This window comes from Desulfovibrio sp. DV, from assembly GCF_001936595.1.
Classification (GTDB): domain Bacteria; phylum Desulfobacterota; class Desulfovibrionia; order Desulfovibrionales; family Desulfovibrionaceae; genus Solidesulfovibrio.
The window spans coordinates 20,610-35,005 of sequence record NZ_MLBG01000039.1 but is presented as its reverse complement, the minus strand read 5'-3'; the positions used below and the strand labels follow the sequence as shown (position 1 = coordinate 35,005).

Annotated in this window: 12 protein-coding genes and 1 pseudogene; 9 read left to right on the top strand and 4 right to left on the bottom strand. The window is 62.1% G+C overall.

Annotated elements, in window-relative coordinates; genetic code table 11:
- The 4 genes and pseudogenes from DVDV_RS10585 to glpX form a co-directional block, all read left to right on the top strand.
- Nucleotides 1–471, top strand: a pseudogene (locus DVDV_RS10585) (hypothetical protein); the annotation flags it as partial.
- A gap of 39 nt (nucleotides 472–510) precedes the next feature.
- Complete coding sequence (rpiB, locus tag DVDV_RS10580; RefSeq protein ID WP_075354640.1) at nucleotides 511–966, top strand: ribose 5-phosphate isomerase B; 456 nt, start codon at nucleotides 511–513, stop codon at nucleotides 964–966.
- A gap of 33 nt (nucleotides 967–999) precedes the next feature.
- Nucleotides 1,000–2,991, top strand: coding sequence for a transketolase (gene tkt, locus DVDV_RS10575; protein WP_075354637.1), 1,992 nt, complete (start codon nucleotides 1,000–1,002; stop codon nucleotides 2,989–2,991).
- 154 nt (nucleotides 2,992–3,145) lie between these two features.
- Entirely contained in the window at nucleotides 3,146–4,129 is a 984-nt protein-coding gene (glpX, locus tag DVDV_RS10570; protein ID WP_075354636.1) for a class II fructose-bisphosphatase, read from the top strand.
- Between the two features lie 167 nt (nucleotides 4,130–4,296).
- Here the strand turns inward: glpX and rfaD are convergent, their stop codons facing one another.
- Entirely contained in the window at nucleotides 4,297–5,268 is a 972-nt protein-coding gene (rfaD, locus tag DVDV_RS10565) for an ADP-glyceromanno-heptose 6-epimerase (RefSeq protein ID WP_075354635.1), read from the bottom strand.
- 140 nt (nucleotides 5,269–5,408) lie between these two features.
- On the opposite strand from rfaD, the gene hisH reads away from it, so the two are divergent.
- Both hisH and hisF read left to right on the top strand, forming a co-directional pair.
- Entirely contained in the window at nucleotides 5,409–6,038 is a 630-nt protein-coding gene (gene hisH / locus DVDV_RS10560) for an imidazole glycerol phosphate synthase subunit HisH (RefSeq protein ID WP_075354634.1), read from the top strand.
- 4 nt (nucleotides 6,039–6,042) lie between these two features.
- Complete coding sequence (hisF, locus tag DVDV_RS10555; RefSeq protein WP_075354633.1) at nucleotides 6,043–6,822, top strand: imidazole glycerol phosphate synthase subunit HisF; 780 nt, start codon at nucleotides 6,043–6,045, stop codon at nucleotides 6,820–6,822.
- A 264-nt stretch (nucleotides 6,823–7,086) separates the two neighbouring features.
- Here the strand turns inward: hisF and DVDV_RS10550 are convergent, their stop codons facing one another.
- A complete protein-coding gene (locus DVDV_RS10550; RefSeq protein ID WP_075354639.1) occupies nucleotides 7,087–7,611 on the bottom strand; it encodes a hypothetical protein in 525 nt (174 codons plus the stop codon).
- A gap of 294 nt (nucleotides 7,612–7,905) precedes the next feature.
- Here DVDV_RS10550 and DVDV_RS10545 point away from each other — a divergent pair, with 294 nt between their 5' ends.
- The 3 genes from DVDV_RS10545 to DVDV_RS10535 all read left to right on the top strand — a co-directional run bounded on the left by DVDV_RS10545 (nucleotide 7,906) and on the right by DVDV_RS10535 (nucleotide 11,577).
- A complete protein-coding gene (locus DVDV_RS10545) occupies nucleotides 7,906–9,720 on the top strand; it encodes a methyl-accepting chemotaxis protein (protein ID WP_075354632.1) in 1,815 nt (604 codons plus the stop codon).
- A gap of 258 nt (nucleotides 9,721–9,978) precedes the next feature.
- Entirely contained in the window at nucleotides 9,979–10,641 is a 663-nt protein-coding gene (locus DVDV_RS10540) for an NAD(P)/FAD-dependent oxidoreductase (RefSeq protein ID WP_075354631.1), read from the top strand.
- Between the two features lie 219 nt (nucleotides 10,642–10,860).
- Nucleotides 10,861–11,577, top strand: a complete 717-nt coding sequence (locus DVDV_RS10535) for a hypothetical protein (RefSeq protein WP_075354630.1) — start codon at nucleotides 10,861–10,863, stop codon at nucleotides 11,575–11,577.
- A 385-nt stretch (nucleotides 11,578–11,962) separates the two neighbouring features.
- On the opposite strand, the gene DVDV_RS10530 is transcribed toward DVDV_RS10535, so the two are convergent.
- Nucleotides 11,963–12,814, bottom strand: coding sequence for a nitroreductase family protein (locus tag DVDV_RS10530; RefSeq protein ID WP_075354629.1), 852 nt, complete (start codon nucleotides 12,812–12,814; stop codon nucleotides 11,963–11,965).
- Between the two features lie 79 nt (nucleotides 12,815–12,893).
- Nucleotides 12,894–14,354 (bottom strand): PP2C family protein-serine/threonine phosphatase, encoded by a 1,461-nt coding sequence (locus DVDV_RS10525; protein WP_368482916.1) that lies wholly within the window; start codon nucleotides 14,352–14,354, stop codon nucleotides 12,894–12,896.
- Nucleotides 14,355–14,396 lie beyond the last annotated feature (42 nt).

Sequence of the window (14,396 nt, the reverse complement as noted above, 5' to 3'; positions counted from 1 at the left end):
ACCCACACCGACACCCGGGCCGGAGCCTCGCGCCTGGGGATGCCCCTGCCCTTTACCCTGCGCGAACTGGCGGCCATCCTTTCGGGACGCCTGGGCGAACTGGCCCCGTCCCGCTATGCTGCTGCCAAAAAAGTCAGCGACGGCTACGAGTACGCCTTTTCCAGCGATCCCCGCCTGTCGAGTCTCACCCTTGACTTCCAGGGAAAACCGCGACATCTGACCGGCCGCGGCATTGAACCCTGGCAGGTCGCCTTTGAAGACGACGAGGCCGTACCCGGCGTAGCCCTGCCTGTCGCCAGACGGCTTGTCCTGACCACGCCGGGCGGCGCGATGCTCACCCTTCGCGTCAAGACCATCCAGCCGCGCCCGACCCCCTACCCCGGGGCCGATCTTGAACTGCCTGTCCCGCCCAATGTTGCCGTGCGCCCCCTTGACGCAGCCGGGGACGGGAACCTTTTGCCGGACCTCTAAACCGCCCCACGGCGACCGGATTGCCCAGCCATGACGACCATGCCCAAGACCATTTTCATCGGTTCCGACCATGCCGGCCTGGAACTCAAGGCCATGCTTGCCGCCCATGCCGCCGCCGCCGGCCATACCGTTGTCGACCTTGGTCCGAGCGAGGCCAAAAGTGTTGATTATCCCGATTTCGCCAAGGCGGTCTGCGCCAAGGTGCTTAAGACCCCGGGCAGCGCCGGTATTTTGGTGTGCGGCACCGGCATCGGCATGTCCATGGCCGCCAACCGCATTCCCGGCATCCGGGCCGCCCTTTGCGTCAACGAGTACCTGGCCCGCATGACCCGGTTGCACAATGACGCCAATGTCCTGTGCCTGGGCGAACGCGTCATCGGCCAGGGACTGGCCGCCTCCATTGCCGACGTCTTCCTGGATACGGCTTTCGAGGGCGGCCGGCATCAACGCCGCGTGGACCTGATCGAAACCTGCTGTCCGGCCCTGGACGCCTGAACCATCAACCTGCCCCCTGTGAGGATACCCTCCATGACCACCACCGCCATCGACGCCAAGGCCGTCAACACCATCAAAGGCCTCATCATGGACGCCACCCACAAGGCCAACTCCGGCCATCCGGGAGGAGCCATGTCTTCGGCCGATATGGCGTATGTGCTTTTCAAGGATTATCTGCGCTTCGACCCGGCCGATCCCCAGTGGTTCGCCCGCGACCGGTTCGTCCTGTCCGCCGGCCACGAGTCCATGCTGCTCTATACCCTGCTCCATCTGCGCGGCCTTCTCACCATGGAAGACCTGCAGCGTTTCCGGCAGTTCGGCAGCAAGACCCCTGGGCACCCGGAAAATTACGAAACCCCGGGCGTCGAGTGCACCACCGGCCCCTTGGGCCAGGGTTTTTCCATGGCTGTCGGCATGGGCGTGGCTGAGGCCATGCTGCGGGAACGCCTGGGTGACGACATCGCCGGCCATTACACTTACGTCCTGTCCTCCGACGGCGACGTCCAGACCCCGGTGTTCCAGGGTTCCGCCGCCCTGGCCGGTCTCTGGGGCCTGGGCCGGCTCATTGTCCTTTTGGACAAGAACCAGATCCAGCTCTCCGGTCCCGTGGCCATCTGCGACCACACCGACTACAAGAAACTCTTCGAGTCCATGGGCTGGCATGTCGTCGAGATTGAGGGCCACGACCATGACGCCATCCACGCCGCCCTGGACGCCGCCCGGGCCGAGACCAGCCGGCCGTCCATGATCATCGGCCATACCACCATCGCCAAAGGCGCCTGCACCATGGAAGGCGACTCCGCTTCCCACGGTGCGCCCTTTTCCGAAAGCGAGATCAAGGCCACGAAAAAACTTCTGGGCCTGCCCGAAGACAAGGCGTTTTATCTGCCCCCCGAAGTCGGCCAGCACTTCCGCACCCGCTACCCGGAACTGACCGCCGAGCGTCAGGCCTGGAACAAGGCCCTGGAAGCCAAACTCGCTTCCGATGCCGCCTTCGAGGATCTGTGGCGTCAGGCCAAGCGCGCTCCGGGCAACCGCACCTTCCCCTGGCCGACCTTTGATCCGGCCAAGTCCATGGCCACCCGTTCCGCCTGGGGTGCGGCCTTAAACGCCATCACCGACCCGCTGCCGCTCCTTGTCGGCGGTTCGGCCGACCTCGATCCGTCCAACCAGACCGAAAAATTCCGCAAGGCCACCGGCGTCTTCAGCCCGGAAAATCCCCTCGGCCGCACCCTGTGCTTTGGCGTTCGCGAGTTCCCCATGGGAGCCATCGTCAACGGCATCGTGCTCCACGGCGGACTCATGGCCTTCGGGGCCACCTTCCTCATCTTCTCGGATTATGAGCGAAACGCCCTGCGCATGGCCGCCCTCCAGCGCATTCCGGCCCTGCATGTCTTCACCCACGACTCCTTCTACGTCGGCGAAGACGGCCCCACCCACGAACCCATCGAACAAACCAGTTCGTTGCGCCTTATTCCCAACATGCTGGTCATGCGTCCGGCCGACGCCAATGAGACCTGCGCCTGCCTGCAGGTGGCCCTGACCCGGACCAACCGGCCCACCTGCCTGCTCTTGACCCGCCAGAACCTGCCCGTCCTCGACCATGCCGTCTATCCGGGGCTGGCCGAAGGTGTGACCCGGGGCGGTTACGTGCTCGTCGAGGCGGCCGGCGGCAAGCCCGATATGATCCTGCTGGCTTCCGGCTCGGAAGTCTCCCTGGCCATGGCCGCAGCCAAGCTGCTGCCCGATCTGGCCATCCGCATTGTCAGCATCCCCTGCATGGAGCTTTTCAACGAGCAGCCCGAAGACTACAAAAAATCCGTGCTGCCGCCGGAAGTCTCCTTCCGCTTCGCCACCGAAGCCGGCCGTCCGGAACTGTGGTGCCAGTACACCGGCACCATGGATCGGATTCACGGCATCTCCCACTTCGGCGCGTCGGCTCCGGCCGAAAAGCTGGCCGAGGCCTATGGATTCACGCCTCCGGCCCTGGCCGCGGCCATCCGTAAAGCCTGGGACAACAAGTAGCCACGCCGGCGGGGCAATCCCCGCCGGCTCGTCAGTGATGCGGCCCCGCAAGCTTTGGCTTGCGGGGCCGTTTGGAATCACGGCCCGCCCGTTCGTGCCAATGGGCCAAAGCGGGCCTGCCATCCTCTTCCTCTTCTTGAAAGGAGCCATGTCCATGGAAGCGCCGGACAGAAATCTCGGGCTGGATCTTGTGCGGGTGACCGAAGCGGCGGCACTCAGTTCCTCGCGCTGGCTTGGCCGGGGCGATAAAAACGCCGGAGACCAGGCCGCTGTGGATGCCATGCGCCTGTCGTTTAACACGCTGCCCATTGACGGCGTCATCATCATCGGCGAAGGTGAAAAAGACGAAGCCCCCATGCTCTATAACGGCGAGCGGGTGGGCAGTGGCCAGGGCCATGCCGTGGACGTGGCCGTCGATCCGGTGGAAGGCACCAACCTGCTCGCCTACGGCCGCCCCAACGCCATCTCCGTGGTCGGCATCGCCCCGCGCGGCTCCATGTTCAATCCCGGTCCCAGCTACTACATGCAAAAGCTGGTGGTGCCGCCCCAGGCCAAAGACGTGGCCGATCTCGACGCCCCGGTCGGCGACAATCTCAGAAACATCGCCAAGGCCCTTGGCAAGGACCTCGACGATCTGGTGGTCTTTGTCCTGGACAAACCGCGCCATAAGACGTTGATCCAGGAAATCCGGGCCGTTGGCGCGCGCATCCAGCTCCACACTGATGGCGATGTAGCCGGCTCGCTCATGGCCGTGGACCCGGAAAACGTTGTGGATGTGATGTTCGGTACCGGCGGCACCCCTGAAGGCGTGCTCACGGCCTGCGCCATCCGCGCCCTGGGCGGCCGGCTGCTGGCCCGGCTCGATCCCCAGTCCGAAGCCGAAACCCAGGCCCTGGTCGAAGCCGGCATCAACTGCAGCCAGATTTTCACCGAGGAAACGCTGGTGCGCAGCGACGACACCTACTTCGCCGCCACCGGCATTTCCGGCGGCACCTTCCTCGACGGCGTCGAATTCACCGGAACCCACGCCGTCACCCGTTCGCTCGTCATGCGCGGCAAGACCGGCACCATGCGCCGCATCGAAACGCGCATCCGCCTGGACAAACTTATGGAAATAAGCGCGGTTAAATACGATTAGTGCGGGGAGGAAAGGCAGGAAGAGTGCCTCCGGCGGCCAAAGGGCACTGCCCTTTGGAAACCCACCTGGAGGGAAGTGAGACTTTACTGTTTGCAATGGGCCGGCCGGATCATGTCCGGCCGGCCCGCTGTATTCAAAGGCACCCGCTGCCGCATGCCGTACGCCTCCTAGAGATACCGGTCCGGTTTGGCCAGATACGACCGCACGTAATCGGCCACACCCTCTTCGAGGGGCAGAAACGGCTGATCATAGCCCGCCAGACGCAACCGATCCATTTTCGCTTCGGTCAAATACTGATATTTGTCGCGGATGGCCTCGGGCATGGGGATGTAATCCACGGCAATGGCCCGCTCCATGGCGGAAAAGACCGCTGCCGCCAGATCATTCCAGGTCCTGGCCGTGCCGCAGCCGACATTGTACAGTCCGCCCGCCTCGGGATGTTCCAAGAGCCACAGCATCACTGCCACGGCATCCTTGACGTACAAAAAATCCCGCTTCTGACCGCCGTCCGCATACTCGGCCCGGTGCGACTTGAAAAGCGACAGGCGGCCTGTTTTGCGGATCTGGGCAAAAGACTTGCAGACAACTGACCGCATATCGCCCTTGTGGTACTCGTTTGGGCCGTAGACATTAAAAAATTTGAGGCTGGCCAGCTTGTCCAAAAGCCCTTCGCGCCTGGCCCACAGATCAAACAGATGCTTGGAATAGCCGTACATATTCAGCGGCCGAAGCGTTTCCAGGGTGTTCGCCTCGTCGTCAAAGCCAAGGGTGCCGTCGCCGTAGGTGGCCGCCGACGAGGCCACGATGAGCCGCGCCCCGGCCGCAAGAGCATAGCGGGCCACGGCCTTGGTATAGGCCACGTTGTTGCGCATGAGATACTCGGCATCCGTCTCGGTCGTGGCCGAGCACGCCCCGAGATGCACGACCGCCGTCACGCCAAAGGGATCGTCGCCGCCGGCAATGGCCGCCAGAAACGCATCCTTGTGCAGATAGTCGGCAAACCGGCGGTTGACGAGATTTTTCCACTTCTCGCCATGCCCCAGGTTGTCCACCACCAAAATGTCGTCCCGCCCGGCGACATTAAGCCCCCACACCAGGGCGCTGCCCAGAAAGCCGGCCCCGCCGGTGACGATGATCATGCCCGTCTCCCTTGCCAAAAATGCCTAAAATGTTCACAACCGCCTTCTGCGTAACACAGGCCCCAAACGGCCGCCAAGTCGCTTCCCTGCCCTGGCGGGGACCGCTCCCGGGACACCGTCCCCAGGGGAAGGAGAACATCATGCTTGCCATTTTGGACTACAAGGCCGGAAACCAGACCAGCGTCCAACGCGCCCTGGACCACCTCGGCATCGCCTGTCGCATAACCGCCGATCCGGCCGTCATCGCCGATGCCTCGGGCATCATCTTCCCCGGCGTCGGAGCCGCCGGCCAGGCCATGCGCGAACTGACCACCACCGGGCTTGATGCGCTTTTATCAGAGCAGGTCGCAGCCGCAAAGCCCCTGCTCGGCATCTGCGTCGGCTGCCAGATCCTGCTTGATTATAGCGCTGAAAACGACACCAAGGCCCTGGGCATCGTGCCCGGACAATGCGCCATGTTCAGTGCCGCCTTGACCGACGAGGACGACATGCCCATCCGCATCCCCCACATGGGCTGGAACCAGGTGCGCCTGGCCAAAACCTGCGAACTCTTCGACGGCATCGCCCCGGAAGCGGAATTCTATTTCGTCCACAGCTACTACCCCGTGCCAAGCCCCGAATACGTCATCGGCGTCACCCGCTATGGCCTGGACTTCTGCTCGGTCCACGGCCGGCAAGGCCTGTGGGCCGTGCAGTTTCACCCGGAAAAAAGCGGCCGTCCGGGACTCGCCCTGCTGCGCAATTTCGCCGCCTACTGCCGGGAGGCCTAAGACCATGCTCTCCAAACGCATCATCCCCTGCCTCGACGTCCGTGACGGCAAGCTCACCAAGGGCATCAAATTCAAAGGCAACGTCGATATCGGCGATCCCGTGGAGACCGCCCGCCTCTACTACGAAGCCGGAGCCGACGAACTGGTCTTTTACGACATCACCGCCTCCAGCGAAGGCCGTGGCATCATGCTCGATGTCGTGGACCGGGTGGCCCGGGAAATATTCATCCCCTTCTCCGTCGGCGGCGGCATCTCCACCGTCGAAGACATGCGGGCGGTCCTCCTTGCCGGCGCGGAAAAAATCTCGGTCAACTCCGCTGCCGTCAAAAATCCCGACATCATAAGCCAGGGCGCCGCCGCCTTTGGCTCCCAGTGCGTGGTCGTTGGCATGGACGTCAAACAGGTTCCCGTTTCGGAACTGATCCCGTCGGGTTATGAAATCGTCATCCACGGCGGCCGCAAAGCCATGGGCCTCGACGCCCTGGAATGGGCCAAAACCGTCGAGGCGCTGGGCGCCGGCGAAATCTGCTGCAACTCCATCGATGCCGACGGAGCCAAGACCGGCTACGAACTGAACCTCACCCGGCTTATTGCCGAAGCCGTCACCATCCCGGTCATCGCCTCGGGCGGAGCCGGCAACCCCGACCACATGGCCGACGCCGTCAGCATCGGCAAAGCCTCGGCCGCCCTTATCGCCTCCATCGTCCACTACGGGGAATACTCCATCAAGCAGTGCAAAGACCACATGGCCACCCGCGGCATCAAGGTCAGGAATATCTGGTAAAGCAGGAATGAAGAGCCGGGCGCTGCCCTGGACCCGCCTTTGATTTTCGGCTCGGTGTCGGTCGGTCCCGCTCCAACGAAATGCGGCCCGGAGGTCTGGCGCAAGGCTTTGATTGCGTCAGACCTCCGGGCCGCTGGCGAGTTGCTGACGCCGGCACTGCCAACCGCTTCCCCCATCGAGGGGTCCGGGGGGATCATCCCCCCGGTGGGGCCTGGGGCAACGCCCCAGTCTTCGTCTTCTCTTCCCCTTCACCCCAATCCCGCCCTACGCCCCCTTGGGCGCATCGCTCTTCGGGCACGACGCACGCAGATGGCAGACGGCGCAGCCACCGGCGTAGGGGTCGTGGGTCATGACGGCGAACTGGACGCTGACGTTGCCGGTTTCGTTCCAGACCAGTCCCAGGCGTTCGATACGGCGTTTGAGGTCGCGGTCCGGGGTGGGCAGCGGCGCGCAGGCTCCGGCCTCGATTTCGGGCACCTGCTGGGCTGCGGCGGCCATGACCATGGTCACGGCGAGGTTATGCAGGGCAAATCCTTCGGAGGGTGAGCGCGCCCAGGCTTCTTCGACGAGTCCTTCGGCGGCGGGTTCCAGAAAGAAAAGGACGACCCCCTGTTTGGAGCCGGTGGTGGCGAAGCGGTAGCCCTTCAAGTGTTCCTTGAAGGTTTCCCAGTGTTGTTCGCACAGGTCGCAGACCTGCTGTTCGACTTTGGGGGTTCCGGCGACCCGCAGATAAAGGAACAGGTCGAAGTCTGGATTGGGGGACAGTTTTTCCGCGTTGAGCTTGCCCAAGACATCCTCCCGAAACGGTTTTGCCCGGGTGTAGCCCAGGCCGGGCCTGACCTCAAGGCCGGTGTTGCGACAAATTCCGACAGGGGGAGTAAAAAACATACCGGGGGAGTTGCCACAACGGCATATCCATCATACGGTGTCTTGGACTTGTCTTTGCCTTTCATTTTTATTGAACTACCTTTAGAATCCGAATTTATTGCTCATTTTGTGAACGGCTTCCAGGGGGCGGTCGACTTTCTTGGTTGATCGGCTTGGTGAATCGCGTTCCAGACCACTTCAGCACGAGGAGTACCCATGGCATCCCAGCTTCGGTTATCCACTAAGCTTATCCTTGCATTCAGTTTACTTATCCTCGTGCAAATCACTGGCAATGCTGTTTCCATAACAATGCTTGGAAAAATTGATGCTGTCGTCTCAGATTTGGAAGGAAATTGGCTTCCAAGCATAGACAACATTTCGCTTATAAACAATCAGTTCCAATCTTACCGACGTTTTGAATTGCTCCATGTCCTCTCAACCAGTAAAGAAGGCATGCGTGGTTACGATAATGAACTGGAAAAAAATTCAGAATCCCTGTACAAAATGATGAGTAAATATGAAAAACTCATCAGCACAAATGAAGAAAGACAAATATACAAGGATTTTGAGAGGAAAGTCAGCCAGTATATGGTCGTTTCCAAGAAACTCACGGATCTGTCCAGAAAAAATCAAAACGAAGAAGCCAAAGTCCTGGCAGAAGGTGAATCCCGCACGATCTTTTTTGCGGCTCTTGCGGATATGAACAAACTTGTTGCGATCAACCGGGATGGAGGCGCCGCCTCGGCGCTTGCTGGCCGTGCCGCCTATTCCCTGGGTAAAATCACGATCGTTTCGATTCTGATCGGCGCAACACTCCTCGGTGTCATGGTCTGCGTGTTTATTATTCGAGGTGTCAACAAGCAGCTTGGCGAAGACCCGGGGTATCTCCACGAGGTCGCCAGCCGAATCGCCGCCGGCGAGATGGACATCCGGTTCAGGGAGCACCATGGCGACGGCGGTGTGTTCGCCGTGCTCAAGCAGATGGTGGCCAACCTCAAACAAAAAATCGAGGAAGCTACGGCCACCTCGGCCCAGGCGGCCGACGAGGCTCGAAAGGCCCGTGAAGCCACGCAAGTGGCTGAGAAAGCAACTGCCGCAGCCGAAAGCGCCAAGGCCGAGGGGATGCTCCAGGCGGCCGACCGGCTCTCCTCGGTCGTGCATGTCATTTCCTCCGCCTCTGAGCAGCTTTCGGCCCAGGTCGAGCAATCGAGCCAGGGCGCGGAACACCAGTCCCACCGTCTGGCCGAAACAGCCACCGCCATGGAAGAAATGAACGCAACCGTGCTTGAGGTGGCCAGGAACGCCTCCCAGGCCACGGACACGGCTGAAAAAGCCAAGAGCATGGCCCAGGAAGGGGCGACTATCGTCGGCAAGGTGGTGTCCGGCATAGGCGAGGTGCAGACCCAGTCCCTGGAACTCAAATCCGACATGACGGTCCTTGGCAAACAGGCCGAGGACATCGGCCAGATCATGAACGTCATTTCCGACATTGCCGACCAGACCAACCTGCTGGCCTTAAATGCCGCCATCGAGGCGGCCCGGGCCGGCGATGCCGGTCGCGGATTTGCCGTTGTGGCCGACGAGGTGCGAAAGTTGGCCGAAAAAACCATGACCGCCACCAAGGAAGTCGGTGCGGCCATCCAGCAAATCCAAAACGGCACCCGCAAAAACATCGACAATGTGGATCGGACCGTCAAAACCATTGAAGACGCCACCGGGTTGGCCAAAGCCTCCGGCGAAGCCCTGACCCAAATCGTCAATTTCGTGGATCGCAGCACCGACCAGGTCCGGGCCATTGCCACGGCCTCCGAAGAGCAGTCTTCAGCCAGCGAAGAGATCAACCGTTCCGTGGAGGAGGTCAACCGCATCGCGGCCGAGACCATGGACGCCCTGCGCCAGTCGGCCCAGGCCGTGTCCGATTTGGCCCAGCAAGCCCAGGAACTGGGTTCCATGGTGCAGGAGATGCAAGGCGGCGGCTCAGGGGCCACGGCCGCCCTGCCCGCAGCCAAACGCCGCCGCGCCCTGACCTGATCGCGCACCGGCCCTGGCCCAACGAACGGGGGGAGCGATCCTCCCGTTTCTGTTTTTGCAAAATCGTCAATCCAAACCGCGCGGCATCCTTGGGACTTTTTTTGAAGGTGACAACAACAGCCGCGCTGTGTAGAAACTGGTCTGTGGCGGCTGTGAAATTCTCTTGTTCCGGCCAGCCTTCGACCTCGGATCGGCCCTCTATCGCATCATGCGCAGGCCCATATTCCCCATCACGACTACCCTCACTGAGGAGCCACTATGAGCACCACCGAAGCCCCCACCGGGGCCATCTTGCAGCGTGACCAGCAGACCTACGCCATCGTCCCCCGCACCCCTGTCGGGCTTATTTCTCCGGAAGTGCTGGAAGCCCTCAATCTCGTCGTCAAGAAATACGCCATCCCCATCGTCAAGATCACCTCGGGCCAGCGTCTGGCCCTGGTCGGCATCAAGCCTGAGGACGTGGACGCCATCTGGAAGGATTTGGGCACCGACGTGGGACAGGCCATGGAGCTGTGCGTCCATTTCGTCCAGGCCTGTCCGGGCACCAGCGTTTGCAAGTTCGGCGTCCAGGATTCGCTTGGGCTGGGCCTTGAAATGGAAAAGCTTTTTGTCGGACGCGATCTGCCGGGCAAGTTCAAGCTGTCGGTATCGGGTTGCCCGTTTTGCTGCTCCGAGAGCTTTGTCCGCGATCTGGGGGTACTCGGCAAGAAATCCGGCTGGACAGTCATCTTCGGCGGCCATCCCGGAGCCCGGCCGCGCATCGGCGACGTGGTGGCCGAGGACCTGACCCGGGAGCAGGTCATCGAACTCTCTGAAAAGCTCATCAGCTACTACGCCGCCAACGCCAAAAAACGCGAGCGGGCCGCCCGATTCGTCGAGCGCCTAGGCATCGAGGCCATCAAGCAGGCCGTTTTGAGCTGAAGCGCGGTATCCTGCAAGGCAACCGCCCTGGCCGAACGTTCGGCCGGGGCGGTTTTTTTTCAAACCGCGCGCATGGCGGCCGAACGGCGCAAGCGCTACTATGCGGCCTGAGCCGGTTGGGATGCCAGGGCAAAGCCGGGCCGATCATTTGCGAAAGAGAGAGCAGAGCGTGCCGTCAGGCGGCCTCAAGCAGTAACAATGCCGCAAGGAGGAACAGGTATGGCCACAGACTCAGGTTTTCTTGCAAACATTCCCGAACTTGAGACCCAAGACGACATCACCTCCTGGCTCGACAAAGAAGTTACCCGGATCAATGCACTGCAAATAAAGAGCCCTGACGCCGTCGAAGTATTTTCCATCACCTTGCATGACGCGAATCCTGAAAAACTGCCGCCAGACGCACGCACGATCACCCAATTCACCCTTGCCGTAGTCTTGGCGGATTGGGCGTGCTATGCCGACCCGGCCAACCGGGAGGGCTTCGTTTACTTAAAAGACGTATTCACAGTAGCCCCCGGTGGTTTTCGGCTATGGCTGGCAAGACTCGATGGCGAGTTCCTTCCTATCGGGTATACTGGCTTTCATCCCATTGCCCAGGACACATTCAATAGGCTTCAAAGAGCACCGGACAGCATCACAAACCGAAAACAGATACGGCCAGAGCCAGAGTCAATTTCTGGTGCAAATTATTATTACATCTACAATCTTGGAATCATAAAACAATTCCACAAAACAACAGCGAGCAGACTGCTGGTAAAAGAATTTTCCAATGATATTGCATCGAAAAATGCATGCGCCCTGGCGGCGATTGTCGTCTCACCAGACGGCCAACGCATTATTGAAAGATTCGGCTTGCACCAATCAGGCTTTATTACCCACGATGGGCAAAAGGAACTTGCGTACGTCAGGGACGACGTATCTGCTTCTTGTGATTGAAACAGATGTTCCGGCGTTTGCGAAGCAACCAAAAGGAAAGATGCCCGGCGGCCGGAGAAGTGAGAGAAGAGGCCGGGCGGCCAAAGGGACTGAGTCCCTTTGGGAACCCAAAAGGGGTGCGTGTGATCTGACCAGACGCGCCGTCAAGTCGACGAGTGGAAGTTGCACAAGAAAAGAAGAAAAATGGCCGGGGTCGTACCCCTTGCTGTTTGAGCTTGACGGGCAGCGCCGCTGCTGCGGCGGCGATGCCCGACTGAGAAGTTTTCTTTTTCCCGCTCCCTTCCACCGTCGCTGTAACGCCGTCCCCTTTACCCCTTTGGGGGGGCCGGGGGCCTCAGGCCCCCGGCCGCCGGAGGCATTCCCCCTCCTTCCCCTTCATTCCCCTTCATTCCCCCTCATTCCCACACGCTCCTGGCTCATAAAAATGAACAGGCGGCATGTCGCGGGGCGGGATCTGCGCCACCCGCGTGGCCGGACGGCCGAAGAGGAGCGCGGCGTAGCCCTGGTGCCCGGACGGGATGCCGAGGGCTGCGTTCACCGGTGGATGGGCGGCCAGGGCGAACATGAGATAGCCGCACCAGCAGGCTGCATAACCGGAAGCCATGGCTGCAATCTCCAGCCACGAGGCGGCAATGGTGGCATCAATCTCGGGGCTTATGCCGTCAATGGGCGCATGGGCCACGATGACATGGGGCGCGTGCCGGAAAATGACATCCTTGCCCCGCGCCGCTGCCCGGGCAGCACCGGCCAGATGCAGCCTGGCCGCCCGGGGCGAATCCGCCGCCACTTCCAGGCCGATCCAGTCGAGAACGAGCTGCCGGGCCGCGTCCATGCGCTCGGGGCCGTCCACCACCACATAGCCGACCTGACGCATGTTGTGGCCGGTCGGGGCGTGGCGCACCGCTTCGATCAGGGCCAGGATATCGTCCCGGGGGACAGGGGCCGGGTTGTAGGTCCGGCACGAACGCCTCGCCATGAGCAGATGGCGAAGCGAACCCGGGCTTGGAAACTCCTTGCGCCGGATCGGCTCGAAGGAGTCCGGAGGCAGCAAGGCATGGACAAAGGACTTGGTCGGGCAGGCGATGACGCAGTGGCCGCAGCGGATGCAGTGGGCTTCGCGCCCGGCCAGGGCCTGGGGCGGCTGGCCCGGAGTCCGCTGGCGCACCAGGCTGGCCGGACAGGCCGCGGCGCACAGACCGCAGCCGGTGCAGCCGTCGGTGACGGTGAAAAGTTCCATGCTGTTCCTTTATGACGGGATGGCTGGTGGCCTCTCGTAGCCCATGGCGGTCTGCCGGGCAAGGCCGCGGCCGGGCCGCTTACGGGAACCGAATGGCCACCATGGTGATATCGTCTTCCCGGGCGCGCCCTTCGCCAAAGGTCTCCAGGTCGCGGGCCACAAGTTCAAGAATCCGGGCCACCGGTTTCTCGGTATTGTTTCGCAGGAGATCAAGCAGCCGGCGTTTGCCGAACATCCGGTTGTCCCTGCCAGCTGTCTCCCAGATGCCGTCGGTGCCGATGAAAACGAGACCGCTGACCGGCCAGGGACCCGTTTCGGCCACATACCGGTAGCCTTCCACCACGCCAAGCGGGAGGCCGCGGCCGCCCAATTCCGACACTGAATCCTCTGCGGCGTATACCACCATGGCCGGATCGTGGCCGGCCCGGACCCAGCGCAACCGTTTGGCCACGGTGTCGATTTCCAGATAAAACAGCGTCAGGAATCGGCCGGTGCCGTAGACATCCTCGGCCACCCGGGAATTGACGGCGCTGACCACAGCCCCCGGATCATCATACATGGCCGCAGCCATGCGCACGGTGGCCCGGGCCGAGGCCATCAGCAGGGCCGGACCCACGCCATGGCCGGCCACGTCGGCCACCACCACGACGGTCCTGCCGCGCCCCAGCTCAATGAAATCGTAATAATCACCGCCGGTCTCGTCGCAGTAATCGCTCGACGCCGCGATATCGAGGCCCGGGATCGCGGGCGGAGCAGCGGGGAGGAGATTTCGCTGCACATCCTCGGCCACCTTGAGGGCGTCGAGCAGGGCCAGCCGGTGCGACAACCCGAGGATCATGGCATTGGCCTCGGCCGCAATCAGTCCGAACTCGTCGGATGTGGCCACAGGCAGCCGCACGCCAAGATCCCCCAGGCGCACCCGGGCCAGACCCTGGGTGATGGTGCCAAACAGCAGTTTCAAATTACCGGCATACAGCAGAATCAACCGGGAAACAAAGGCCAGCAGCACGGCCATGACAAAGGCTATTTCGAGAATGACCGACTCCCTGGCCCGGGCCAGCACGGCAGGGTCGCGCTCAAGGCCCGACAGCCAGGCCACGTCCCCGGCCCAGATCAGCCCGAAAAGGCCCATGAGCAGGCTCGCGGCCGCAGCGGCCATGAGCAGAAACCGCCGGGTCAGGCTGCGCAACCGGCGCGGCCGGTCCGCCGGCGGCTCCACGGCATCCCTGGCCCGCAGCACCAGCGTGCGAAGCCGCAGCAGCGCGCCCTCAAGGCCGAGATAAAACCCGGCCGCAAGCGACCCGAGAACGAGTTTCCAGCCGGAAACCCAAAGGAAACCGATGCGGGCCTCCATGCCAAGGCCGGCCAGCAACCCGGCCAACAGACAGGCCCCCATCTCCAGCATGAACTGCCGCGACGGCTGGTCGTTGTCAGCGGCAGCCAGGATGAAACGGCGGGTGAAATACCCCCTAAACGCCAGGGGCACGGCAAAGGAAACGGCCAGCATGGCCCCCAGAGACACGGGGGGCACGGCTTCGATGAAGGGTCAGACCTGGCCGCCGTAGGCGGTCAGGAGGACCAC